Consider the following 24,316-nt stretch of genomic DNA (forward strand, 5'->3'; position numbering starts at 1 on the left):
CCATGTCAGTGACTTTGCCGATGATCGGTCGCCGCGGACCGCGTGTCGCGGCGCCGCGGGCCGCCGTGATGGGGGGCAGCTAGCGATGTCCAGGCTGTCAGTGTGGGACAACCGCAGGGCCAGGCGCAGGACGGCCCTGGTCGTGAGCCTGCTGGCGGTGCTGGGGTTGTTCCCGGCGATCGCCCGGGCGGACAACCCGATCGTGCAGACGATCTATACGGCTGATCCGGCGCCGCTGGTCTACAACGGTCGGGTGTACCTGTACACCGGGCACGACGAGGACAACTCGACCTACTTCACCATGAAGGAGTGGCGGGTCTGGTCCTCGGACGACATGGTGAACTGGACCGACCACGGCTCACCGCTCAACCTTGCGAGCTTCAGCTGGGCCAGCGCAGACGCATGGGCAGGGCAGGCGGTCTACCGTAACGGCAAGTTCTACTGGTACGTGCCGATGACGGTACGTGCGACCGGCCAGCGCGGGATCGGGGTGGCGGTCGCCGACAGCCCGACCGGGCCGTTCCGGGACGCCATCGGGCATCCGTTGGTGAGCAACGGGGAGATCGACCCGACGGTGTTCATCGACGATGACGGCCAGGCGTATCTGTACTGGGGCAACCCGCACCTGTGGTACGTGAAGCTGAACCAGGACATGGTCTCGTACTCGGGTAGCCCGACACAGATCCCGTTGACCACGGCCGGGTTCGGCACCCGCACCGGGGACGCGAACCGGCCGACGTTGTTCGAGGAGGGGCCGTGGGTCTACAAGCGCAACGGCCTGTACTACCTGGTCTTCGCGGCAAAGTGCTGTTCAGAGTTCATCGCCTACTCGACGGCGCCAGGTCCGTTGGGGCCATGGACGTATCGCGGGACGATCATGCCGACCCAGGGAAGCAGCTTCACCAACCATCCCGGGGTGATCGACTTCAAGGGCGGCTCGTACTTCTTCTACCACAACGGAGCGTTGCCGGGCGGCGGTGGTTTCACCCGGTCGGTGGCGGTGGAGAAGTTCGCCTACGGAGCGGACGGGACGATCCCGACGATCACCATGACGACCACTGGTGGCCCCCAGGTCGGGGCGCTGGATCCGTACGTCCGGCAGGAGGCCGAGACGATCGCCTGGGAGTCGGGGGTGGAGACCGAGGCGAGCACCGAGGGTGGGATGGACGTCGGCTGGATCGAGAACGGGGACTACCTCAAGGTCAAGGGGGTGGCCTTCGGTACCGGCGCCGCCTCGTACACCGCCCGAGTGGCGTCGGCCGGCAGCGGGGGCGCCATCGAGTTGCGCCTGGACAGCGTCACCGGCCCTCTGGTCGGCACCTGCCGGGTGACCGGCACCGGTGGCTGGCAGACCTGGACCGACACGACCTGTCCGGTCAGCGGGGCCACCGGCACCCACGATCTCTACCTGAGGTTCACCGGCGGCAGCGGCTACCTGTTCAACGTCAACTACTGGCGGTTCGCTCCCGGCGCCGGCAGCCCGCCACCGAGCAGCCCGCCGCCCAGCAGTCCGCCGTCGGGCGGCGGTGCCTGCGCCGCGAGCTACCGCACCACCAACGTGTGGTCCGGTGGCTTCCAGGGCGAGGTGACCGTTATGGCCGGCACCGCGGCGCTCAACGGCTGGGCCGTGCAGTGGCCCCTGGATAGCGGGCAGAGCATCAGCCAGGTCTGGAACGGCACCCTGAGCACCAGCGGCTCCACGGCGACCGTTCGCAACGTGTCGTACAACGGCTCCCTGCCCGCCGCCGGATCGACCACCTTCGGCTTCCTGGCGAGCGGCTCGCCGTCGACACCGTCGCTCACCTGCGCCAGCGGCGTGAGTTAGCGATCGGGCACGGGCGACCTGCCCGAACCCTCCCGCACGGCAGGTGGCGGAGTGGCATGTTCTCCGCCACCTGGCGCGCGACGACGTCCGGATACAGCTCCTCGATGCAGGGTTGCCACCGCAACCTTGTGGGCTGCATCGACGGGCCGTGTACGCGGCTGGTCGGCAGCTGCTGCTATCCCGTACGTCTTGATCCGCCACCCGTCCATCCGCTCGATGCCGAGCAGCCGCACCGGACGCGGACGGTAGGGGCGATGGTCGCGACGTCAGACACGCCCAAAATGATGCCGTACCGTTGACATCGCCGGTGCGATCAGCGCGGCCGCCTCCGATTCTTGAGCGGGCAGGTAAACACCAGCAGCGCGTGCGCCGCCAGCACCGTCAGGTAACCAGCCGCCGACTTCAGCAGAATGGTGTCGTTGCTGGGCGAGGCGAACATCGCCCCGAACACCGCCGCGACCGCCAGCGTGAAGACCAGCACCGTCCACCAGGGCTCGCGGGTCCGGTAGCGAGGCATCAGCGCCACCAGCAGCACCGCGCCGGCGACCGCGGCCCACACCACCAGCGCGATCAGCGGACCGAGCCCCTGCGAGTAGGCCCGTCCCCATACGCTCATCTTCGTGTCGTACACGTCGAGCCAGGCGCCCAACTCCAGATAGCGCACCGGCGCGTAGTTGAAGTCCCGCGGCGGGCTGTCCACCCCGGCGTACGGCAGCCCCAGGAAGCCGAGCACCAGGAGCACCGCCACGATGCCGAGGACCAGACACCGAACGAACAGCGACCCGACCGGAAACGTCGCGGACGGCTGTCCCGGCGCGGGAGCCGCATCGCACACGCTCGGCGGCGGGCCCGGCGGAATGGGCGGCCGGCCGGCGTCATCGGGCAGCGGGTCCAGTTGTGGCTGCTGCCGGCCGTCGATCACGTGTGCTGTCCACCGGCCGCCATCGAACCAGCGCACCGGCTGTCGCCCCGAGGGATCCGGATACCAACCGGGCCGCGGCCCGCCCGTCGCACCCTCCCCGCCGACCTGCACGCGGTAACCTTGCCACGATCATCCGCGCCGGTGAAGGGGCGAATGAGGGCGCGAGAAGCGGCGGCTCTCCCCGGTCTCCGCTGAGAGCCGCCGCCCTGTTCCGCTCGTGGTGCCTAGCGGAGTCGGAAGTCCGCGGTGAGCGTGGAGCCGTCGCGGGTCTGCACCGTGAGCCGGTAGTCGCCCGGCTCGGTCGGTGTCTTCCAGTTGTACTGGTAGACACCGGCGCTGGTGTCGTACGTCAGACCGGTGCCGCCGGTGGCGAGAGTTTCCACTTCGTCCGTCGGCGCCGAGCCGTCGACCGACATAGGTCGGTGAGATTATTGAACATTGACGACATAAGGTGTCGATGGTGCGGACAGCCCCCGGTCGGCTTCAGCAGGCCCAGCCGCCCGGTGGTGGACGAGACGAGCTCCAACGTGAGCGAGACGGAGGGCTGGTCGACAACCGCCCAGAGGCGAAGGTGGCAGCCCTCGGCGCCGCCGTGCAGGCAGGTGTCCCCCTCGTTCGTCCGGAGGGAACAGGTCTTTCCATCGAGCGTGAAGCGGCCGCCGGCGATCCGGTTGGGGACGGTGGCCATTGTGCTCCTGCGGCGGTGAGCCGCCCCCGGCCGTGCCGAACCGGTCCCGCCACTCGCGGCAGGGGGGAGCCGGTGGCGCTGGCGGGGTTCCGGACACCAGCGCCACCGGAGTCGGGGCGGTGGTTACAGCCGGGCGGCGAGGCGGTGGTACGCGGCGGTCCAGCGCAGTTCGCGCTGCAGCGCCTCGGGCGTGGCGTGCGCGTCGATGACGACCAGTTCGGTACGCAGCATCTCGGCCAGGTCACGGAACTCCGGCGTGCCCACCGCCTGGGAGAGCACCGTGTGATGGGGGCCGCCGGCGAGCAGCCAGCACTCGGCCGAGGTGGAGAGGCTGGGACGCGGCCGCCACACGGCGCAGGCGACCGGGAGCTTCGGCAGGGCCTCGTCGGGCTCGACGAGGTCGACCTCGTTGAGGGTCAGCCGGAAGCGGTCGCCGAGATCGCTGATTCCCACCACGACGGCGGGGCCGGAAGCGGCGGTGAAGCGCAGCCGCACCGGATCCTCCCGGCTGCCGATGCCGAGCGGATGGATCTCGAGGGTCGGCCTGCGCCCGGCGATGCTGGGGCAGACCTCGAGCATGTGGGCACCGAGGATCTTCTCCTGCCCGGGCACCAGGTGGTAGGTGTAGTCCTCCATGAAGCTGGTGCCGCCCGGGCGACCGGCCGCCATGGCCTTGGTGGTGCGCAGGATGACGGACGTCTTCCAGTCGCCTTCGCCGCCGAAGCCGTAACCGTCGGCCATGAGCCGCTGCACGGCGAGGCCGGGGAGCTGGCGCAGGCCGCCGAGGTCTTCGAAGTTGGTGGTGAACGCGCCGAAGCCGCCGTCGGTGAGGAACGTCCGCAGGCCCGCCTCGATCCGGGCGCCGTACCGCAGGGATTCGTGGCGGTCCCCGCCCGGGCGCAGCTCGGCCGCGACGTCATAGGCGTCGAGGTACTGCTCCATCAGGTCGTCGACCACCGCGTCGGGGACGTCGTCGACCACCTTCACCAGGTCGTTCACGCCGTACGTGTTGACCGAGACGCCGAAGCGCAGCTGCGCCTCGACCTTGTCGCCCTCGGTGACGGCGACGTCGCGCATGTTGTCGCCGAAGCGGGCCAGGCGCAGCGTCCGCAGCTCGCGCGCGCCGAGGGCGGCGCGGGCCCAGGTGGCGACCCGGTCCACGACCGCCGGATTGCTCACGTGCCCGGCGACGACCTTGCGGGCCACGCCGAGCCGGGCGGTGAGGTGGCCGAACTCTCGGTCGCCGTGGGCGGCCTGGTTGAGGTTCATGAAGTCCATGTCGATGGTGGACCAGGGCAGTTCCGCGCCGGCCTGGGTGTGCAGGTGCAACATCGGCTTGCGCAGGGCGTCCATGCCGGCGATCCACATCTTCGCCGGGGAGAACGTGTGCATCCAGGTGATGATGCCGATGCACCGCTGGGCGGCGTTGGCCTCCAGAATCTGGGCGTGGATGGCGGCCGGGTCGACGAGGACGGGCTTCCAGATCACCTTGGCGGGTAGGAGGCCGCTGCCGTCGAGCTGCTTGGCGATGGCCTGCGACTGCTCGGCCACCTGGCGCAGGGTCTCCTCGCCGTACAGGTGCTGGCTGCCCGTCAGGAACCACAGCTCGGGGGTGTTCTGGGGGTCAGCGGGCATGGTGGATCTCCTCGTGTGGCCGGGGCGGGGTCAGCGCTGCCCGTAGACGTTCTGATAGCGGTCGAAAAGGGAGTTGATGTCCCGCTCGGCGATCGGCAGTGGATGGCCGAGCTGGCGGGCGATGTGCACGGTCCGGGCGACGTCCTCGCACATGACGGCGGCCTTGACGGCGGCGCGGGCGGTGCGTCCGATGCTGAACACGCCGTGGTTGCGCATGAGCACCGCCGGGGATCGGTTTCCGGAGAGGGTGTCGACGATTCCGCGCCCGATGGAGTCGTCGCCGATGAGCGCGAACGGACCGACCGGGATGTCACCGCCGAACTCGTCGGCCATCATCGTCAGCACACACGGGATCGGCTCGCCGCGGGACGCCCAGGCGGTGGCATAGGTCGAGTGGGTGTGCACCACGCCGCCGACGTGCGGCATGTGGCGGTAGACGTACGCCTGGGCGTCGGTGTCGGACGAGGGCGCGTGGTCGCCGTCGACCACCCTGCCGTTCAGGTCGCAGACGACCATGTTCTCCGGGGTGAGCTCGTCGTACGCCACGCCGCTGGGTTTGATGACCAGCAGGTCGCGCCCGGGCACCCGCGCGGACACGTTGCCGGCCGTCCACACCACGAGTTGGTAGCGGAGCAGCTCGGCGTGCAGCCGGCACACCTCCTCGCGCAGGCGCCGGATCGCCGCGTCGACGTCGGTCAGGACGGTCACGGTCAGGCCTCCTCTCGGCCGGCGGCGGCCAGGGCGGTCCGTCGGGTCTGCTTGAGGCGCTTCATCACCGGGTTCGCACCCCGGCCGAAGTAGTCGTAGAGCACGAGGTAGTCGGCGAACAGCGCGTCGTAGGCGGCGGCCCGCTCCGGGTCGGGAACGTAGGCGGCACGGGTCACCCGGCCCATGGCCTTGGCGGCGGCCGTGATGCCGGGGTAGGCGCCAGCGGCCACCGCGGCGTGGATCGCCGAGCCGAGCGCGGGACCCTGCTCGGAGGCGAGGACCGACAGCGGCATCCGGGTCACATCGGCGTAGATCTGCATGAGCAGCGGGTTCTTCGTCAGGCCACCCGCGACGATGAGCTCCTCGACCGGCACCCCGCTGAAGCGGAACGTCTCGAGGATGACGCGGGTACCGAACGCGGTGGCTTCCAGCAGCGCCCGGTAGGTGTCCTCCGGACGCGTGGCCAGGGTCTGCCCGACGACGACGCCCGACAGCTCATGGTCGACGAGGACCGAGCGGTTGCCGCTGTGCCAGTCGAGCGCGATGAGCCCGTGCTCGCCCACCACCTGGCGGGCAGCCCGCTCGGTGAGCAGCTGATGCACCGAGATGCCGCGCTCCCTCGCCTCGGCCTCGTACGCCGCGGGCACGCCGGTGCGGGTGAACCAGCCGAAGATGTCACCCACTCCGGACTGGCCGGCCTCGTAGCCCCACAGCCCCGGGACGATCCCGCCGTCCACGACGCCGCACATCCCGGGTACGTCGCGCAGGACCGTGCTCGACATGACGTGGCAGGTGGAGGTGCCCATGATCGCCACCATCTGGCCTGGCTCGGTGGCCTGCGCGGCGGGCGCGGTGACGTGGGCGTCGACGTTGCCGACGGCCACCGCGATTCCGGCGGGCAGACCCGTCCAGGCGGCCGCCCGTGCGGTGAGCCGGCCGGCGGCCTCGCCGAGCTGGCCGATGGGATGCTCAAGCTTGTCGACGACGAACCGCTCGAACGCGGGGTTGAGCGCGGCGAGGAACTCCGGAGCCGGGTACTTCCCGTCCTGGAGGATGCCCTTGTAGCCGGCAGTGCAGGCGTTGCGCACGTAGCTGCCGCACAGCTGCCACACGATCCAGTCCGCGGCCTCCACCCAGCGCTGCGTCGCGGCGTACACCTCGGGGTCCTCCTCGAGGACCTGCAGCGCCTTCGCGAACTCCCACTCGGAGGAGATGAGGCCGCCGTAGCGCGGCAGCCACGTCTCCCCGCGCCGGCGCGCCAGTTCGTTGATCCGGTCGGCCTGTCCCTGGGCGGCGTGGTGCCGCCACAGCTTGACGTAGGCGTGCGGGCGGTTCGCGTACGCCGGCAGCTCGCACAGCGGGGTGCCGTCGGCGGTCGTGGGCAGCACCGTGCAGGCCGTGAAGTCGGTGGCGATGCCGATGACGTCGGCCGGATCGATCCCCGCCGCGCGCACCGCGTCCGGCACGGCGACCTGCAGGACCTCGCGGTAGTCCTGGGGCACCTGCAGCGCCCACTCGGGCGGCAGCGCCGGGCCGGAGGGCAGGGCGTCGGTGACTACCGCGTGGCGGTACTCGTGCACGGCCGACCCCAGCTCGGCGCCGTCGGAGACCCGGACCACCAGGGCCCGGCCCGACAGGGTGCCGAAGTCGACGCCCACCACGTACTTGTCGTCACTCATGCGCTGGTCCTTGTCGGTGGAGCGGTGCTCTCGCGCACCACGAGCTTGGGGGTGACCAACGGCGAGGGCTGCAGGTCCTCGCCGTTGATGGCCTGGGTGATGACCTCGATCGCCCGTCGGCCGATGGCTTCGAAGTCCTGTTGGATGGTGGTGAGCGGGGGGATGAGGTAGGCAGCCTCGGGGACGTCGTCGAACCCGACGACGGAGATGTCCTGCGACACCCGGCGGCCGCGCTCGTGCAGCGCACGGAGCACGCCGATCGCCATCTGGTCGTTGGCCACGAACACCGCGGTGGCGTCGGTCATCTCGCAGATCCGCATCCCGGCGACGTACCCGCTGCCGGATCCCCAGTCGCCGGGCACCGGCTCCGCCGGGCGCAGCCCCGCGTCGCTCATCGCCAGGCGCCAGCCCTCGACCCGGGCGCGGGCCTCCGCCCAGTTGAGCGGGCCGCTCACGTGCACGATCTCGCGGTGTCCCAGGTCAAGGAGGTGCTCGGTGGCCAGCCGGGCGCCCAGCACCTGGTCGACGCCGACGGTGAGGGAGCCCTTGGACAGGTCACCCTCCACGACGACGAAGGGCACGCCGGACCGCTGCTTGCGCACCACGTCGAGGGCCTCGTCGTGGCCGGCGATCATGACGATGCCTTCCACGCCGACCCGCATGAGGTGGTCGGTGGCGTCGTCGAGGGCCTGCCACGTCACCTCCGACAGGCTCACGGAGGTGGCGAAGTAACCCGCGGCGCGGGCGGCGTCCTCGACACTGCGGTGGATGCTCGTCGGGCCGAACAGGGTCCGGGCGGTGCCGATGATGCCGATCATCCCGGAGCGTCCGCGCACCAGCGCGCGGGCCGCGGTGTTGGGGCGGTAGCCGAGTCGTTCGATGGCCTGGAGCACTCGCTCCCGGGTCTCGGGTTTGATGTTCGACGATCCGTTGATCACGCGGGACACCGTCTGGTGCGACACGCCGGCGAGTCGCGCCACGTCGGCCATCACCGGGGCCTTGGCGGCAGCCGACGTCACGGCTGTCTCCGCAGGAAGGCCCGCTGCATGACGATGAACAGGAGCAGCAGCGTTCCGATCGCGATCTTCGTCCACCATGAGCTCAGCGTGCCCTGGAATGAGATCAATGTCTGGATGACCCCCAGGACCAGCACCCCGAGCAGCGAGCCGAGAACGTAGCCGACGCCGCCGGAGAGCAGCGTGCCACCGATCACGACGGCCGCGATCGCGTCCAGTTCCATGCCGACGGCGTGCAGGCCGTACCCGGAGAGCATGTAGAGGGCGAACAGCAGTCCGGCGATGGCGGAGCAGAGCCCGCTGATCACGTAGACGCCGACCTTGACCCGGTCGACGGGCAACCCCATGAGGGTCGCGGAGCTCTCGTTGCCGCCGACCGCGTAGGCGGTGCGTCCGAACCGGGTGCGGTGCAGGACCCAGACGGCGATCGCCACGATCACCAGCGCGATCACGACGCTCCAGGTGATCGACACGTCCGCCGACAGCGGCAGGGACGCGGTGGCGAAGTCGCGGAAGGTCGGGTCCTTGATGGAGATGGACTGAACGCCGACGACGAAGCAGAGCCCGCGGGCGAGGAACATACCGGCGAGGGTCACGATGAACGGCTGGATCTCGAAGTAGTGGATGACCAGGCCCATCAGCAGGCCGAACGTCGACCCCATGGCGAGCACCAGCAGCACCACCAACGGCGCCGGGATCCCGGCTCGCAGGCCGGCCGCGGCCACCATCGTCGACAGCGCGACCACCGCGCCGACCGACAGGTCTATCCCGCCGGTCACGATCACGAAGGTCATGCCGACGGCGAGCACGATGAGGAAAGCGTTGTCGATGAACAGGTTGGCCACCACCTGCCCGGAGGTGAACCCCTCGTAGCGGACGGCGCCGACGCCGAACAGGAGCACGAACAGCACGAACGTGGCGAGCACCGGGACCACCCGGCCGGGGACCGACCGGCCGGCCGCAAGCACCCCGAGCAGGTTCTTCTGCTTGGCCGGCGTTGCCGAGGTTGTCGTCATGGCTGGGCCACCTTCTCCACCAGGGGTTCGGTCGGGGTCTGCGTACGCTCCCGGGCCGCCGGGTCGGCACCCGGGTCCGCCGGTCCGTGCCGTCGCCTGGCGCGGCCGAGCAGGACGGCTCGCACCTTGGGCGCCTGGAGGAGGCATACGGCGATGACGACGACGGCCTTGAAGACGAGGGTGATCTCGGGTGCGATGCCCATGCTGTACACCGTCGTGGTGAGCGTCTGGATGATCAGTGCGCCCAGCAGCGTGCCGGTGAGGCTGTACCGGCCGCCGGCCAGCGAGGTGCCGCCGATGACGACGGCCAGGATGGCGTCCATCTCGATCCAGAGCCCGGCGTTGTTGGCGTCGGCGGCGCTGACGTTGGAGCTGATCATCAGGCCGGCGACGCCGGCGCAGATCGCGGCGAACACGTAGACGGTCCATCGGATGGTGCGGGCGCGCAGGCCGGCCAGGCGGCTGGCCTCCGGGTTGATCCCGACGGCCTCGATGAGCAGGCCCAGCGCGGTCCGGCGGGTCACGAGGGCGACGAGCACGAACACGGCGACGGCGATGAGGATCGATACGGGCAGGACCAGGAAGCCGGCCCCGATGGTGCGGAACGTCGGGTTGCGTACGGTGATGATCTGGCCGTCGGTGATGAGCATCGCGATGCCGCGCCCGGCGGTCATGAGCACGAGCGTCGCGATGATCGGTTGGATGCGCAGGGCGGCGACGAGGAAGCCGTTCCACAGTCCGAGGACGGCGCAGAGCACGAGGGCCAAGCCCATGCCGATGATGGCCGCCCCGGCGCCGCCCGGTGCCGCGGCGTCCGCGATCCAGGAGCAGGTGGCCGCGCCGGAGATGGCGACGACCGCACCGACTGACAGGTCGATGCCCCGGGTGGCGATGACCAGGCACATGCCGAGCGCGATGAGCATCGTCGGCGCGCCGTTCTTCAGGATGTCGATGAGGCTGCCGTACAGGTGGCCGTCCTGGAACCGCAGGGCCAGGAACGACGGGCGGACGACGGCGTTGGCCGCCAGCAGCACCACGAGCGCGACCAGGGGCCACAGCAGACCGCTGCCACGAAACCGGTCCAGCAGGCGGTCGGAGGTCATGCGGCCACCGCCTCGGAGCGTTCGTCGACGTGGGCGATGAGCCGCATGATGTCGTCGACGGTGGCGTGCTGGTCGAGTTCGGCGATCTTGGCCCGGTCCTTCATCACCACGACGCGGTGGCTCAGGCGTACCACCTCCTCGAGTTCGGCGGAGATGTAGACCACGGCCATGCCTTCCTGGGCGAGTTCGGCGACGAGCTTCTGGATCTGGGTCTTGGCCCCGATGTCGATGCCGCGGGTCGGCTCGTCGAGGATGAGCAGCTTCGGCTTGGTCACCAGCCACCGGGCGAGCAGCACCTTCTGCTGGTTGCCGCCGGACAGCTTGCCCACGAGCGTGTCGGGATTGGCCGGCCGGATGTCCAGCGCTTTGATCCACTGCTCGACGAGGCGGTCCTTGGTGCGGCGCGGGATGGGCCGGGCCCAGCCGTTGCCGGCCTGCATGGCGAGGATCAGGTTGTCCCGGATGCTGAGGTCGGCCACCACGCCCTCCCCCTTGCGGTCCTCGGAGCAGAAGGCGATCCCGGCAGCGATGGCGGCGCGCGGGCCGCGCAGGTGGACGGGCTTGCCGTCGACGCTCACCTGGCCGCTGTCCGGGCGGTCCGCGCCGAAGAGCAGGCGCGCCACTTCGGTACGCCCGGACCCGAGGAGCCCAGCCAGTCCGACCACCTCGCCGCGGTTGATCTGCAGGTCGAACGGCGCGACGGCGCCCTTGCGGCCAAGGCCGGTGGCTCGCAGCACGGGAACGCTGGATGCCTCCTCGCCGGCTTGCCCGGCAAGCCGCTCCACCTCCTCCAAGGCGCCGAGCTCACGCCCGATCATGAGGGAGACCAGCTCCAGGCGGCGGAGGTCGGCGGTGCGGTACTCCCCCACCAGCCGGCCGTTTCGCAGCACCGTCATGCGGTCGGAGATCTCGTATACCTGCTCCAGGAAGTGGGACACGAAGAGGATGGCGACCCCCCGGTCCCGCAGCACACGCATGATGCGGAAGAGCTCGGCCACCTCGTCCTGGTCGAGGCTGGAGGTGGGCTCGTCGAGGATGAGGACCTTGGCGTCCACCGCGACGGCCCGGGCGATCGCCACGAGCTGCTGGACGGCGATCGGGTGCTCGGCGAGGACCGACCCGGGGTCGATGCGCAGTCCCATGCCGGAGAGCAGCTCGGCGGCGCGGGCCCGGCAGGCCCGGCCGTCGACCGCGCCGAAGCGTCGCGGCTCGCGGCCGAGCAGGATGTTCTCGGCGACGGTCAGGTTGGGACAGAGGTTCACTTCCTGGTAGACCGTGCTGATCCCGGCGACCTGCGCCGCAGCCGGGCCGGAGAAGGACACCTCGCGTCCGTCCAGGGTGGTGCGGCCGGCGCTGGCGGCGTAGACGCCGGTCAGGGCCTTGATGAGCGTCGACTTGCCCGCGCCGTTCTCGCCCATGAGGGCGTGCACCTCGCCCGGGAAGAGCCGGAAATCCACCTCCTGCAGGGCCTTCACACCGGGGAACTCCACCGAGATCCCGCGCATCTGGACGAGTGCGGCCGGTTCGGCCCCACGCGGTGCCTGCTTCGCGTCCACCGACATGGTGGTCCTCCATCACTTGCGACGAGCCGTGCCCGGCTGCGAGGCCGGACGCTGGGGTGGGGCCCCCGCCATCCCGCCGGTGGCGGGGGCACCCCTCGGGCAGATCTGCTGATCAGTACTTGCGGTTGGGCAGCTCGGTCTTGGCCTGCTCCTGGGTGAACGTGGTCTCCTCGGTCACCACGCGCTGCGGCACCTGCTCGCCCTTGACGACCTTCTTGGCAAGGTCCATCAGCTGGGGGCCGAGGAGCGGGTTGCACTCGACGATGAAGTTGATCTTCCCGTCGGCCAGCGCCTGCATGCCGTCGTGCACCGCGTCGACAGTGATGATCTTGATGTCGACGCCCGGCTTCTTGCCAGCCGCCTCGATGGCCTCGATCGCGCCCAGGCCCATGTCGTCGTTGTGCGCGTACACCACGTCGATCTTCGGGTTGGACTTCAGGAAGGCCTCCATGACCTGCTTGCCGCCGGAGCGGGTGAAGTCGCCGGTCTGCGAGGCGATGACCTTGATCTGCGGAGCCGACTTGATCGCGTCGGCGAAGCCCTGCTTGCGGTCGATGGCCGGGGCGGCGCCCGTTGTGCCCTGCAGCTCGACGACGTTGACCTCGCTCTTACCGGCGGAGCTCTGGACCAGCCACTCACCGGCCTTCTTGCCCTCCTCGACGAAGTCCGAGCCGAGGAAGGTCTTGTAGAGAGAGGTGTCCTCGGAGTCGACGGCGCGGTCGGTGAGGATCACCGGGATGTTGGCGCGCTTCGCCTCCAGCAGCACGGCGTCCCAACCGGTCTCGACCACCGGGCTGAAGGCGATGACGTCCACCTTCTGCTGGATGTAGCTGCGGATCGCCTTGATCTGGTTCTCCTGCTTCTGCTGCGCGTCGGAGAACTTGAGGTCGATCCCGGCTTGCGTGGCGGCCTCCTGGATGGACTTGGTGTTGGCCGTCCGCCAGCCCGACTCGGCACCGACCTGGGCGAAGCCCATCGTGATGCCGTCCTTGCCGGCGCCACCACCACCGGAGGCGGGCGACTGGCCGCCGCACGCCGCCAGGCCAGCGGCCAGCAGCAGGCCGGTGACGGCCGCGAGAAACTTCTTCGACATTGGACTTTCCTCCACGTTCTCTGACGCCTCGAGCGACCCCTCCCGTGCGGCCGGCCCTGGGGCTCGCCGCCCGGCAGCCACTGCCCTTGGCGGAAGAGTGTGAGCGTTAACATCAGCCCATGTCAACCCCCGATGTCGTTCGTGTCAACTCCCGATGTCTTGGCAGAGTGAGGTATTGACACCCCGGATTGTGGACGCTTACGTTAACGCCACTTCGTTGCGTGTTAACGCTCATCTGGCCGCGCCAGTCGAACCGGCCCAACAGGGCGGTGTCGGGGTTGCTGATGCCGCCGGTGACCCCGCCGACGATGGCCTCGGTGACGATCCGGGTGCGGAACTTCGACCAGCCTCGCCGGCCCGGCTCGTACCGGCCGCTCGACCGTTTGGTCACCACGCCCTCAATGCCCGCAGCGACGGTCCAGTGCAGCAGCCAGTCGGACACCCGCCGCATGTCGGTCGTCTGCGGAGTCAGGGTCAGCAGCGCCGGCGCGTCGGCGAGCAACTGTTCCATCCGTGTGCGGCGCTGCGACGGTGCGGTTCCAGGCCGCGTCCGGGATTCCTCCTTGAGTGATTGACGGGCTCGGAGCGAAATTCCCACACAATCGCACACATCTTGACGTGATCGCTCAAAGATATTTATGTTCCTACATAGATCTGACTCGCAACAGTCGCCCCAACGGAGCCGCCATGCGAACAGTCACCAGTGCCCTCGCCCTCGCCCTCACCGTCGCCCTCCCGACGTCCGCCGCGACGTCATCACAAGAAGCGTCCGCAGCCTCGGCGGCCGAGCCGATACTGGCGGCGACGCCACCGCTCGGTTGGAACAGCTGGAACACGTTCGCCTGCGACATCAACGAGAAGCTGATCCGCGACACCGCCGACGCGATGGTCTCGTCCGGGATGGCGGCGGCCGGCTACGAGTACGTCAACCTCGACGACTGCTGGGCCGAGAAGGAGCGCGACCCCGCGACCGGCAGGTACGTCGCCCACCACGAACGGTTCCCCAGCGGCATCAAGGCGCTGGCGGACTACGTACACGCCAAGGGGCTCAAGCTCGGCATCTACACCAGCGCCGGCACCGAGACCTGCGCGCGGACCATGCCGGGCAGCCTCGGCCACGAGGAGCTGGACGCGCAGACGTTCGCGGACTGGGGCGTCGACTACCTCAAGTACGACAACTGCAACAACCAGGGCGTCCCCGCGCAAGAGCGGTACAAGGCGATGGGTGACGCGCTGAAGAAGACCGGCCGCCCGATCGTCTACAGCATCTGCGAATGGGGCAGCAACGACCCGTGGCTGTGGGGTGACTCGGTCGGCGGCGACCTGTGGCGTACCACCGGCGACATCAACGATTCCTGGTCGAGCGTGATGTCGATCCTCGACCAACAGGTCGGGCTGGAGGCGTACTCCGGTCCGGGCGCATGGAACGACCCGGACATGCTCGAGGTCGGCAACCCTGGCCTGACGCGGGGTGAGAGCCGCGCCCACATGAGCCTGTGGGCGCTGCTGAACGCGCCGCTGATCGCGGGCAACGACATCCGCTCGATGCCGGCGTGGGCGCGCGACCAGCTGACCGATCCGGACGTGCTCGCGGTCGACCAGGACTGGAGCGGGCGGCAGGGCGCGAAGCTGCGGGATGACGGTGACACTGAGGTCTGGACCAAGAAGATGTCGGACGGTTCGGTCGCCGTCGTCCTGCTCAACCGGGCGTCGGCGCCGGCCGTGATCGGCACCACCGCGGCCGAGCTCGGGTTGCCGCAGGCCAACTCCGGGTACGCGGTGCGGGACCTGTGGACCAACGCCGCGTCCGCCTCGCGCGGCACCGTGCGCGCCCAGGTCCCCGGCCACGACGCGGTAATGCTGAGGGTCAGTGCCGGCGGCACTACCGGACTGCCGCCGATGGTCGTGGTCGACGTGACGCCGGCGAAGCCCTACATTGGGGGCGCCGAGGCGAACGCAGTCACAGTGAAGGTCCACAACGACGGAACGACCGCGGTGACGAGGGCCCGGCTGACGCTGACCGCCCCCGCCGGCTGGACCGCGGCGGCGACCGGGTCGGTCCAGATCGGCTCGATCGACCCCGGCCAGACCGGTACGGCGACCTGGCTGCTCACTGCGGACCGGCCCGACCTCGGTCCGGTGAACGTGACCGCGAGCGCCAGTTGGACCTGGCGCAATCAGCTGTACAGCGGCACTGCGGCGGGACAGTTCACGGTGGCGACCGCACCCCCGGCCGGCGCGTCACACCTGTCCGACCTGACCTGGCTGTACGCGGAAAACGGCTGGGGACCGGTCGAGAAGGACATGAGCAACGGCGAGACCGCCCCGGGGGACGGCAAGCCGTTGACGATCGCGGGTACCGTCTACCCGAAGGGCCTCGGCACCCACGCGCCGGGCAGAATCGGGTACTTTCTCGGCTCGCGCTGCAGCCGGTTCACCGTGACCGTCGGGATCGACGACGAGGTCGGTGACCGGGGGCGGGTCGGCTTCGAGGTCTGGGGTGACGGTGTCAAGCTCGCCGGCGCCGAGGCCACCGGAGCGGGCGCCGGCGTACCGCTGGACGTCGCGGTCGACGGGGTGGACCTCATCGAGCTCCGCACGGACCCAGTCGACGGCCAGAACTACGACCACGCCGACTGGGCAACCCCGGTGATCACCTGCACCTGAGCCGTCAAGGTTGGCAGCCGCTCCGACGGTAGGCCCCGCACACCAGGGCCTACCGTCGGTATGCGGCGGGCCGGCCTCACCGACGGAGGCGCTCTGCGGCTTCGCCGAGATCGTGCCGCAGACCTGCCACGTTGCGGTACTGGACGGCGTGCCGTCCGAGTTCCTCGCAGCGGCCACGTTGAGCCGGCTGTCGTCCACGAGGCGACCTGCTCGCCGGACACGCCGAGATCCCTGGCCACCGCGCTGAAGGCGGCCGGGTCCGGAGTCTAGCCGTCCAGATCGTCGTCTTCGCCGTCGGCGAGCTCGTCACCGGAGGCCTCCGGCCAGCCGGTAGTACACCTGGTTCCAGCGGATCTCCTTGGCGAACGCGCGCAGATCGGTCCCGGCGTCGATGACGAGCAGTTCGACGCCGGTCATCTCGGCCAGGTCCGCGAGGATCTCGACGTCGACGGCGGCGGAGTAGACGGTATGGTGCGGCGCGCCGGCGGTCAGCCATGCCTCGGCGGAGGTGCGCAGGTCGGGACGGGGGCGCCAGACCGCCCGGGCGACCGGCAGCTTCGGCAGCGGCTGCGGCGGCGGCACGACGTCGATCTCGTTGGCGACCAGCCGGAACCGGTCGCCCATGTCGGCCAGGCCGACGACGAGTGCGGGGCCGGGCTGGGCGTCGAAGACGAGCCGGACGGGGTCCTCGCGGCCACCGATCGACAGCGGATGGATCTCGCAGGAGGGCGTGCCGGCGGCGATGGACGGGCAGATCTCCAGCATGTGTGCGCCGAGCGCCAGCTCGTTGCCGGGGGCGAGGTGGTAGGTGTAGTCCTCCATGAAGGACGTGCCGCCGGGCCGGCCAGCCGCCGCCGTCTTGAGGGTCCGCAGCAGGACCGACGTCTTCCAGTCGCCCTCACCGCCGAAGCCGTAGCCGTCCGCCATCAGCCGCTGCACCGCCAAGCCCGGCAGCTGCCGCAGGCCGCCCAGGTCCTCGAAGTTGGTGGTGAAGGCGCCGAAGCCCCCGGCGGTGAGGAAGTCGCGCAGGCCGAGCTCGATGCGGGCGGCGTAGCGGAGCGAGTCGTGCCGCTCCCCGCCGGGACGCAGCTCGGCCGCGACGCGGTAGCTGCCGTCGTACTCCTTGACCAGCTCCGACACGCGGGCGTCCTCGACGGCGTCCACGGCGGCGACCAGGTCGTTGACCCCGTAGGTGTTCACCGAGACGCCGAACCGCAGCTGCGCCTCGACCTTGTCGCCTTCGGTGACCGCGACGTCCCGCATGTTGTCGCCGAAGCGGGCCAGCTTCAGCGTTCGCAGTTGGGCGGCGCCGGTCGCCGCCCGGGTCCACGCGTCGATCCGAGTGGCGACCGAGGGGTCGGTGGCATGCCCGAAGACGGTCTTGCGCGGCACGCCGAGGCGGGCCTGGATGTAGCCGAACTCCCGGTCGCCGTGCGCGGCCTGGTTCAGGTTCATGAAGTCCATGTCGATCGACGCCCAGGGCAGCTCCAGATTGGCCTGGGTGTGCAGGTGCACCAGTGGCTTGCGGAGCGCGTCGAGCCCGGCGATCCACATCTTCGCCGGGGAAAAGGTGTGCATCCAGGCGATCACGCCGATGCACGCGTCGTCGGAGTTCGCTTCGAGCATCACGCGGCGGATCGCCTGGGCGTCGGTCAGCACCGGCTGCCAGACCACCTCGACGGCCAGCCGCTCGCCGAGCGCGGTGGCGATCTGCCGCGACTGCTCGGCCACCTGCCGCAGGGTGTCTTCTCCGTACAACCCCTGGCTGCCGGTGAGGAACCAGACGCGGTAGTCGGGTGTCGTCATCTCGCGGTCGCTCCATCCGTCGTGGATCGCTGGCCGTACACGTTCTGGTAGCGGTCGTACAGGGCGTCGATGTCCTTGTCGGCGATACGCGGCGGGTCACCGTAGGCGCGGGCGAGGTGGACCGTACGTGCCACGTCCTCGGTCATCACCGCCGCCTTGACGGCGGCCCTCGCGGTGCGGCCGACGGTGAACACGCCGTGGCTCTGCATGAGCACCGCTGGCGAGCGGTGGCCGTCGAGCGTCTCGACGATCCCACGGCCGATGTCGTCGCCGCCGATGAGGGCGAACGGGCCGACCGGGATCTCACCGCCGAATTCGTCGGCCATCGCCGTCAGCACGCAGGGCACCGGCTCGCCGCGGGCGGCCCAGGCGCTGGCGTACGTGGAGTGGGTGTGCACCACCCCGCCGACATCCGGGCGATGGCGATAGACGTAGGCGTGCGCCGCGGTGTCGCTGGAGGGCTGCAGGTCTCCTTCCACCAAGGTCCCGTTCAGATCGCAAACCACCATGTCCGCAGGTGTCAGGCCGTCATAGTCCACTCCCGACGGTTTGATCACCATGAGGTCGCTGCCGGGTACCCGGGCCGACACGTTGCCCGCGGTCCACACCACCAGCCCGTAACGGACCAGCTCCGCGTGGAGCTTGCACACCTCCTCGCGTACCCGCAGGACCCGCTCGAACAGGTCGGTCATCGCAGCACTCCTTCCGCACTCGGCTCGCCCGTTGAGGTGTCGGCGCCGTTCCGCCGCCCACCTGGCTCACGCCGGATCGGGCGGGGTCCGGCGAGGGCCGTGTTGCGGATGCGCCGCAACCGGTGCAGCAGGCCCTGGCCGCCGAACGTGTCGTGCAACAGCTGGTACTCGGCGAAGAGCTGGTCGTACACGTCGGCTCTGGTGTCGTCGGGGGTGTATGCCGCCGTTTGCACGCTGCCCATGGCATCGGCGGCGCTGCGCACATCGGCGTACGCCCCGGCGGCCACGGCGGCGTGGATCGCCGAACCGAGCGCCGGCCCCTGGTCGGAGGTGGCGACCGAGACCGGGCGGCGCAGCACATCGGCGTAGATCTGCATGAGTAGTGCGTTCTGCTTCAGTCCGCCGGCGACGATGAACTCGGTGATCGCGATCCCGGCCTTCTCGAACGCCTCGACGATCACCCGCGTACCGAAGGCGGTCGCCTCCAGCAGCGCCCGGTAGACCTCTTCCGGGCGCGTGGCGAGGGTCAGCCCGACGATGATCCCGGACAGGTCGTGGTCGACCAGCACCGAGCGGTTGCCACCCATCCAGTCCAGGGCCACCAGGCCGTGTCCGCCGACGGGCTGGTCGGCGCACTTGCGGCTGAGCAGTTCGTGCAGGGACTCACCGCGCCCGGCGGCCTCCGCGTGGTACTCGGCCGGCACACCCGTGCGCAGCCACCAGGCGAAGATGTCGCCGACGGCGCTCTGACCCGCCTCGTAGCCGTAGGCACCGGTGGTGATACCGCCGTCGACCACGCCGCAGATTCCGGGGACGTCGGCGAGGACCGCGCTGTTGAGGACGTGACAGGTGGAGGTGCCCATGATGGCCAGCAACCGGCCGTCGGCGACGGCACGAGCGGCGGGCGCGGTGACGTGCGCGTCCACGTTGCCGGCGGCGACGGCGATTCCCGCCGGCAGGCCGGTCCAGGCGGCCGCCTGCTCGGTCAGCCCACCGACCCGCGAGCCCAGGGGCGACAGGCCGCGCCCGTCGGCCGGCTCGAGCCGGGTGGCCGGGAAGTCGGCGAAGCGCGGATCGAGGGCGGCCAGGTAGTCCGGCGTCGGGTAGGAGCCGTCCTGGTAGATGCCCTTGTAGCCGGCCGTGCACGTGTTGCGGGTCTCCACTCCGGCCAACTGCCAGACGATCCAGTCAGCGGCCTCGATCCACCGTGCGCAGCGCGCGTAGCTCTCCGGGTCCTCCTCAAGGACCTGCAGCGCCTTGGCGTACTGCCATTCCGAGGAGATCCGGCCGCCGTAGCGGCCGATCCAGGGCTCGCCGCGTTCGTGGGCCACCGCGTTGATGCGGTCGGCCTGCCCCTGGGCGGCGTGATGCTTCCACAACTTGGGCCACGCGTGCGGTCGGCCGGCGAGGTCGGGCAGCTCACAGAGCGGGGTGCCGTCCGCGGTCGTCGGCAGCACGGTGCAGGCGGTGAAATCGGTGGCGATGCCGATGACCTTCCCCGGGTCGACACCGCTGGCGGCGAGCGCTGCTGGCACCGCCCGGCGCAGCACCTCCCGCCAGTCCTCGGGGCACTGCAGCGCCCAGTCCGGCGGCAGCCGTAGGGCGGTGCCCGGAAGCTCGCGGTCGATGACGCCGTGGGCGTACTCGTGCACGGCGGCGCCGAGCTCGGCGCCGTCGGCGACGCGGACGACGACCGCCCGGCCGGACAGAGTGCCGAAGTCTACGCCGATGACGTACTGATCGCCGTCGTTAACGTTAACATCCATCTCTGGCTTGACTCCGCTGTGAGGTACAGATGGGACGGGTTCAGCTGCGCGGCTCGTACGCGCTGCCGCGCACGACCAGGTTCGGTGCGACGACGACATGTCCCGACACGCCCGACCCACCTGCCGAGAGCCGGTCGACGAGCAGTTGCAGGGATCGCCGGCCGAGCTCCCCGAAGTCCTGACGGACCGTGGTCAACGGCGGCATGAAGTAGGAGGCCTCGGGGATGTCGTCGAACCCGATGACGCTGACGTCGCCGGGCACCTGCCGGCCCGCCTCGTGCATCGCGCGAAGCAGGCCGAGCGCCATGTGGTCGTTGGCGCAGAAGACCGCGGTCACGGTCGGGTCGGCCGCGAGCCGCCGGCCGGCCAGGTAGCCGGAGCGACAGCTCCAGTCGCCCGAAACCGGCTCGGGCACCGGCGCCCCGGCCCGCTCCAACTCCTGGCGCCATCCCTGCATCCGGCCGATCCCGTCGAACCAGTCCGTCGGCCCCGCCACATGGTGGACGGTGCGGTGGCCGAGGTCCAGCAGATGGCGGGTGGCCAGCACGGCGCCCGCGCGCTGATCGATCCCGACGGTCGGCACGCCCTCGGTGATCCCGCTGGCCGCCCCCACCAGGGGTATGCCGGCCGCGGCCTGCTCCAGGGCGCCGGCCACCGCGATCTGCGGGGCGATCACCACGATGCCCTCGACGGCCTGGTCCCGCAGCCGGCCGACCGCCTCCAGCAGGGTGTACCGGTCTATCGACTGGAGACTGGCGATACTGACGAAGTAGTCCGCCGCCCGGGCTGCCTGCTCGATGCCATAGAGCATCGACGCCGGGCCGTAGAGGGTGGTGTCGAAGCTGATCACGCCGAGCGTCTGCGATTTACGAGTGACCAGCGTGCGGGCGGCGGAGTTCGGCCGGTAGCCCAGCTCCGCGATCGCCGCGAGCACCCGGCTGCGGGTCTCGGCCCGGACGTTGGGATGGTCGTGGAGGACACGGGAGACGGTCTGGTGGGAGACCCCGGCCAGCCGGGCGACGTCCGCCATGACCGGCGGCTGCTGGACTGTCATCGGGCCCCCTCCCTGTTCCTGCCCCGTCCGTGGGTCCCGCCACGCGAATTGGCGATCTTCACCCGGTCCACGTCAACCCGTCGCCCGGCTCATCGCGCGGTCCCCGCACGGCGCTTGGTGAAGACGTCGAAGGCCACCGCGGCCAGCAGCACCAGGCCCTTGAAGAGCATCACCTGCTCGCTCGGGGCGCCGATGAGGGACATGCCGTTGTTGATGACGCCCATGATGAGGCCGCCGGTGATCGCGCCGACCACCTTGCCGACACCACCTTGGACGGCCGCGCCACCGATGAACGCCGCCGCGATCGCGTCCAGCTCGAAACTGTTGCCCGCGGTGGGCCCGGCCTGATTGAGCCGCCCGGCGAAGACGATGCCGGCCACCGCACCGAGTACGCCCATGTTGACGAACAACCAGAACGTGACCGACTTGACCTTGATACCGGACAGGGTGGCGGCGTTGAGGTTCCCACCGATGGCGTAGATGTGACGGCCGAACACCGCGCGGTTGGTGAGCAGTGAGTACGCCAGCACCAGCACGGCGAGGAGGACGAGCACCCAGGGCAGGTTCTTGAACCGGGCCAGCTGCACGATGACGAACATGACGACCGCCGCGGCCACCGCCATCTTCGCGATGAACAACGGCAGCGGCTCGACCGACTGGCCGTACCGCGCCCGGCCGGTCCGGCTGCGCCAGTGCGTCACCACGATGCCGGCGATGAAGGCAAGTCCGATCAGGAGGGTGAACAGGTCGGCCCCGTCCAGCGGGCCGAGACCGATGTTGCCCAGGTACGTCGGCATGAAGCCGTTGGCGATCGTGCGGACCTCGTCCGGGAACGGGCCGATCCCCTGGTTGCCCAGCACGGTGAGGGTCAGCGCCCGGAAGACCAGCATGCCGGCGAGCGTCACGATGAACGCGGGGATCCCGAAGTACGCAACCCAGTATCCCTGCCAGGCGCCGATGGCCGCCCCGGCGATCAGCGTGATGACGATGGCCAGCGGCCAGGGCATGTGGTTGTTCACCATGAGCACGGCCGATATCGCACCGGTGACGGCGACGACCGAACCGGCCGACAGGTCGATGTGGCCGGCGATGATGATCAGGATCATCCCGATCGCGAGAATCAGGATGTAGGAGTTCTGCACCACCAGGTTGGAGATGTTCTGCGGCGCGAGCAGGTCCCCGTGGGTGAGGATGGAGAACAGCGCGATGATGAACGCGAACGCAAGGTAGATGCCGTTCTGGCGCAGGTTCGCCGAGAAGAGCCGGCCGGAGAACCGGTCCGGTGCGGCGGGCGCCGCGAGATCGCTCGCGATCGCCGCCGGCACGGCGGTGCTCGGGCCGGTCGTGGGGCCGACGCTGGTCATCTGACTACTGCTCCTTCACCTTGGTCATGAACTGCATGAGTCGCTCGGGCGTCGCTTCGGCACGGCTCACCTGGCCGGTGATCCGCCCGGCGGACATCGCGTAGATGCGGTCACAGATGCCCAGCAGCTCGGGTAGCTCGGAGGAGATGACGAGCACGGCCTTGCCCTGGTCCGCCATCTGGTTGATGATCGAGTAGATCTCGTACTTTGCGCCGACGTCGATGCCGCGCGTCGGCTCGTCGAGGATCAGCACGTCGGCGTCGGTAAAGATCCACTTCGACAGCACGACCTTCTGCTGGTTGCCGCCACTGAGCTTCCCGGTGATCGCCGAGACGTTCGGCGCCTTGATGTTCATGCTCGTGCGGAACTCGTTGGCGACCCGGTACTCCTCGTTCTCGTGGATCCAGCCCCGGGTGGCCAGCTTGGTCAGCGCGGCCGCCGACACGTTGCGCTTGATGTCGTCGATCAGGTTCAGGCCGTAGCGCTTGCGATCCTCCGTCGCGTACGCGATGCCGTGTTTGATCGCGTCGCCCACTGTCTTCAGCTGGATCTCACGGCCGTCCTTGAAGATCCGGCCGGAGATGCCGATGCCGTAGCTGCGGCCGAAGACGCTCATCGCGAGTTCGGTGCGGCCGGCGCCCATCAGCCCGGCCAGCCCCACGATCTCGCCCCGGCGCAGGGTGAGGTTGGCCCCGGAGACCACGACCCGCCCGTGCTGGGTGGGGCTGTGCACCGTCCAGTCCTCGATCCGCAGCACCTCTTCGCCGATCGTCGGCTCGTGCTCGGGGAACCGGTGCTCCAGGTCCCGGCCGACCATGCCGGAGATGATGCGGTCTTCGGTGACGGCGTCGTTCTTCATGTCCAGCGTCTCGATCGTGCGGCCGTCGCGCAGGATCGTGGTGGAATCGGCGATCGCCTCGATCTCGTTCAGCTTGTGCGAGATGATCACGCACGTGATGCCCTGCTCCCGCAGCTCGCGGAGCAGATCCAGCAGGTGCGCGGAGTCCTCGTCGTTGAGCGCGGCGGTCGGCTCGTCGAGAATGAGCAGCCGAACCTGCTTCGACAGCGCCTTGGCGATCTCGACCAACTGCTGCTTGCCTACGCCGATGTCCGACGCGAGCGTGGCCGGGTGCTCCCGCAACCCGACGCGCTCCAGCAGCGCGGCAGCCTCCGCGTGGGTGCGGTTCCAGTCGATGACGCCGCGCGGAGCGCGCTCGTTGCCGAGGAAGATGTTCTCCTCGATCGACAGGTTCGGGCAGAGCGCCAGCTCCTGATGGATGATCACGATGCCGAGGCGCTCGCTGTGGCGGATGTCGGAGAACTGGACCGGCTGGCCGTCGAAGAAGATCTCTCCGGTGTACGAGCCGTGCGGGTAGACCCCCGACAGCACCTTCATCAGCGTCGACTTGCCGGCGCCGTTCTCACCGCAGATCGCGTGGATCTCCCCACGTCGTACCGTGAGGTTGACGTCTTTGAGGGCGGTGACCCCCGGGAACGTCTTGGTGATGTCGCGCATCTGCAGAATCACCTCGGTCAAGGTGTCCTCCTTCTCCCCCTGATCGATCCACCCGGCCACGCCGGGCGCGGGGCCCGGCCGGGGGGGGGCCGGGGGGGGGCCCCCCGGCCAAAATTTGCGGGGCCACCGGGGTGTTTCCCCTGTTGTCCGGAAAAATATTTTTTTTTTTGTTTTATTAGAGCACCGGGTGGGTAATGGTAGACG

General features: G+C 69.7%; 20 protein-coding genes. 2 read left to right on the plus strand and 18 right to left on the minus strand.

The window, feature by feature from the left end:
• The first annotated feature begins 85 nt into the window (after positions 1-85).
• Positions 86-1,825, plus strand: coding sequence for a family 43 glycosylhydrolase (locus tag ACGFI9_RS35495; RefSeq protein ID WP_393185177.1), 1,740 nt, complete (start codon positions 86-88; stop codon positions 1,823-1,825).
• Between the two features lie 313 nt (positions 1,826-2,138).
• Here ACGFI9_RS35495 and ACGFI9_RS35500 read toward each other — a convergent pair whose 3' ends face one another.
• The 12 genes from ACGFI9_RS35500 to ACGFI9_RS35555 all read right to left on the minus strand — a co-directional run bounded on the left by ACGFI9_RS35500 (position 2,139) and on the right by ACGFI9_RS35555 (position 13,758).
• On the minus strand, positions 2,139-2,858 hold the full coding sequence (locus tag ACGFI9_RS35500; protein ID WP_393185179.1) for a DUF2510 domain-containing protein: 720 nt from the start codon (positions 2,856-2,858) through the stop codon (positions 2,139-2,141).
• Between the two features lie 113 nt (positions 2,859-2,971).
• Positions 2,972-3,163, minus strand: a complete 192-nt coding sequence (locus tag ACGFI9_RS35505; RefSeq protein WP_393185181.1) for a PxKF domain-containing protein — start codon at positions 3,161-3,163, stop codon at positions 2,972-2,974.
• The gene (locus tag ACGFI9_RS35510) at positions 3,097-3,435 is read right to left on the minus strand and encodes a hypothetical protein (protein ID WP_393185183.1); all 339 of its coding nucleotides are present in this window, start codon (positions 3,433-3,435) and stop codon (positions 3,097-3,099) included. The genes ACGFI9_RS35505 and ACGFI9_RS35510 overlap by 67 nt, the downstream gene beginning before the upstream one ends.
• A gap of 123 nt (positions 3,436-3,558) precedes the next feature.
• Complete coding sequence (araA, locus tag ACGFI9_RS35515; protein ID WP_393185185.1) at positions 3,559-5,070, minus strand: L-arabinose isomerase; 1,512 nt, start codon at positions 5,068-5,070, stop codon at positions 3,559-3,561.
• A gap of 30 nt (positions 5,071-5,100) precedes the next feature.
• A complete protein-coding gene (locus ACGFI9_RS35520; protein ID WP_393185186.1) occupies positions 5,101-5,778 on the minus strand; it encodes an L-ribulose-5-phosphate 4-epimerase in 678 nt (225 codons plus the stop codon).
• Positions 5,779-5,780: 2 nt separating this feature from the next.
• On the minus strand, positions 5,781-7,457 hold the full coding sequence (araB, locus tag ACGFI9_RS35525; protein WP_393185188.1) for a ribulokinase: 1,677 nt from the start codon (positions 7,455-7,457) through the stop codon (positions 5,781-5,783).
• Positions 7,454-8,476 (minus strand): LacI family DNA-binding transcriptional regulator, encoded by a 1,023-nt coding sequence (locus ACGFI9_RS35530; RefSeq protein WP_393185190.1) that lies wholly within the window; start codon positions 8,474-8,476, stop codon positions 7,454-7,456. The genes araB (ACGFI9_RS35525) and ACGFI9_RS35530 overlap by 4 nt, the downstream gene beginning before the upstream one ends.
• A complete protein-coding gene (yjfF, locus tag ACGFI9_RS35535; protein ID WP_393185192.1) occupies positions 8,473-9,489 on the minus strand; it encodes a galactofuranose ABC transporter, permease protein YjfF in 1,017 nt (338 codons plus the stop codon). Before yjfF ends, ACGFI9_RS35530 begins: the two co-directional genes overlap by 4 nt.
• Positions 9,486-10,592 (minus strand): ABC transporter permease, encoded by a 1,107-nt coding sequence (locus tag ACGFI9_RS35540; protein WP_393185194.1) that lies wholly within the window; start codon positions 10,590-10,592, stop codon positions 9,486-9,488. Before ACGFI9_RS35540 ends, yjfF begins: the two co-directional genes overlap by 4 nt.
• Complete coding sequence (locus tag ACGFI9_RS35545) at positions 10,589-12,154, minus strand: sugar ABC transporter ATP-binding protein (protein ID WP_393185196.1); 1,566 nt, start codon at positions 12,152-12,154, stop codon at positions 10,589-10,591. The genes ACGFI9_RS35540 and ACGFI9_RS35545 overlap by 4 nt, the downstream gene beginning before the upstream one ends.
• A gap of 112 nt (positions 12,155-12,266) precedes the next feature.
• Positions 12,267-13,247 (minus strand): ABC transporter substrate-binding protein, encoded by a 981-nt coding sequence (locus ACGFI9_RS35550; protein ID WP_393185198.1) that lies wholly within the window; start codon positions 13,245-13,247, stop codon positions 12,267-12,269.
• Positions 13,248-13,359: 112 nt separating this feature from the next.
• A complete protein-coding gene (locus tag ACGFI9_RS35555) occupies positions 13,360-13,758 on the minus strand; it encodes a hypothetical protein (protein WP_393185200.1) in 399 nt (132 codons plus the stop codon).
• Between the two features lie 176 nt (positions 13,759-13,934).
• Between ACGFI9_RS35555 and ACGFI9_RS35560 the strand changes: the two genes are divergently transcribed.
• Entirely contained in the window at positions 13,935-15,914 is a 1,980-nt protein-coding gene (locus tag ACGFI9_RS35560) for an NPCBM/NEW2 domain-containing protein (protein WP_393185202.1), read from the plus strand.
• A gap of 306 nt (positions 15,915-16,220) precedes the next feature.
• On the opposite strand, the gene araA (ACGFI9_RS35565) is transcribed toward ACGFI9_RS35560, so the two are convergent.
• The 6 genes from araA (ACGFI9_RS35565) to mmsA form a co-directional block, all read right to left on the minus strand.
• Positions 16,221-17,720 (minus strand): L-arabinose isomerase, encoded by a 1,500-nt coding sequence (gene araA, locus ACGFI9_RS35565; RefSeq protein WP_393185204.1) that lies wholly within the window; start codon positions 17,718-17,720, stop codon positions 16,221-16,223.
• A complete protein-coding gene (locus ACGFI9_RS35570; RefSeq protein WP_393185206.1) occupies positions 17,717-18,412 on the minus strand; it encodes an L-ribulose-5-phosphate 4-epimerase in 696 nt (231 codons plus the stop codon). Before ACGFI9_RS35570 ends, araA (ACGFI9_RS35565) begins: the two co-directional genes overlap by 4 nt.
• Positions 18,409-20,178, minus strand: a complete 1,770-nt coding sequence (gene araB / locus ACGFI9_RS35575; protein WP_393185208.1) for a ribulokinase — start codon at positions 20,176-20,178, stop codon at positions 18,409-18,411. The genes ACGFI9_RS35570 and araB (ACGFI9_RS35575) overlap by 4 nt, the downstream gene beginning before the upstream one ends.
• A gap of 40 nt (positions 20,179-20,218) precedes the next feature.
• Positions 20,219-21,232, minus strand: a complete 1,014-nt coding sequence (locus ACGFI9_RS35580) for a LacI family DNA-binding transcriptional regulator (protein ID WP_393185210.1) — start codon at positions 21,230-21,232, stop codon at positions 20,219-20,221.
• Between the two features lie 89 nt (positions 21,233-21,321).
• The gene (gene mmsB, locus ACGFI9_RS35585; RefSeq protein ID WP_393185212.1) at positions 21,322-22,596 is read right to left on the minus strand and encodes a multiple monosaccharide ABC transporter permease; all 1,275 of its coding nucleotides are present in this window, start codon (positions 22,594-22,596) and stop codon (positions 21,322-21,324) included.
• A 4-nt stretch (positions 22,597-22,600) separates the two neighbouring features.
• Positions 22,601-24,133, minus strand: coding sequence for a multiple monosaccharide ABC transporter ATP-binding protein (gene mmsA, locus ACGFI9_RS35590; RefSeq protein ID WP_393185214.1), 1,533 nt, complete (start codon positions 24,131-24,133; stop codon positions 22,601-22,603).
• Between the last annotated feature and the right edge of the window lie 183 nt (positions 24,134-24,316).

Source organism: Micromonospora sp. NPDC048930 (assembly GCF_043197935.1).
Taxonomy (GTDB): domain Bacteria; phylum Actinomycetota; class Actinomycetes; order Mycobacteriales; family Micromonosporaceae; genus Micromonospora.

Bases quoted from the DNA above. Each gene is read 5' to 3' on its own strand.
- araA (WP_393185185.1), bottom strand. From the start codon at position 5,070: ATGCCCGCTGACCCCCAGAACACCCCCGAGCTGTGGTTCCTGACGGGC.
- ACGFI9_RS35560 (WP_393185202.1), top strand. From the start codon at position 13,935: ATGCGAACAGTCACCAGTGCCCTCGCCCTCGCCCTCACCGTCGCCCTC.
- ACGFI9_RS35510 (WP_393185183.1), bottom strand. From the start codon at position 3,435: ATGGCCACCGTCCCCAACCGGATCGCCGGCGGCCGCTTCACGCTCGAT.
- araB (WP_393185208.1), bottom strand. From the start codon at position 20,178: ATGGATGTTAACGTTAACGACGGCGATCAGTACGTCATCGGCGTAGAC.
- araB (WP_393185188.1), bottom strand. From the start codon at position 7,457: ATGAGTGACGACAAGTACGTGGTGGGCGTCGACTTCGGCACCCTGTCG.
- ACGFI9_RS35505 (WP_393185181.1), bottom strand. From the start codon at position 3,163: ATGTCGGTCGACGGCTCGGCGCCGACGGACGAAGTGGAAACTCTCGCC.
- ACGFI9_RS35555 (WP_393185200.1), bottom strand. From the start codon at position 13,758: ATGGAACAGTTGCTCGCCGACGCGCCGGCGCTGCTGACCCTGACTCCG.
- ACGFI9_RS35550 (WP_393185198.1), bottom strand. From the start codon at position 13,247: ATGTCGAAGAAGTTTCTCGCGGCCGTCACCGGCCTGCTGCTGGCCGCT.
- ACGFI9_RS35540 (WP_393185194.1), bottom strand. From the start codon at position 10,592: ATGACCTCCGACCGCCTGCTGGACCGGTTTCGTGGCAGCGGTCTGCTG.
- ACGFI9_RS35580 (WP_393185210.1), bottom strand. From the start codon at position 21,232: ATGACAGTCCAGCAGCCGCCGGTCATGGCGGACGTCGCCCGGCTGGCC.
- mmsB (WP_393185212.1), bottom strand. From the start codon at position 22,596: ATGACCAGCGTCGGCCCCACGACCGGCCCGAGCACCGCCGTGCCGGCG.
- ACGFI9_RS35495 (WP_393185177.1), top strand. From the start codon at position 86: ATGTCCAGGCTGTCAGTGTGGGACAACCGCAGGGCCAGGCGCAGGACG.
- ACGFI9_RS35545 (WP_393185196.1), bottom strand. From the start codon at position 12,154: ATGTCGGTGGACGCGAAGCAGGCACCGCGTGGGGCCGAACCGGCCGCA.
- yjfF (WP_393185192.1), bottom strand. From the start codon at position 9,489: ATGACGACAACCTCGGCAACGCCGGCCAAGCAGAAGAACCTGCTCGGG.
- ACGFI9_RS35570 (WP_393185206.1), bottom strand. From the start codon at position 18,412: ATGACCGACCTGTTCGAGCGGGTCCTGCGGGTACGCGAGGAGGTGTGC.
- araA (WP_393185204.1), bottom strand. From the start codon at position 17,720: ATGACGACACCCGACTACCGCGTCTGGTTCCTCACCGGCAGCCAGGGG.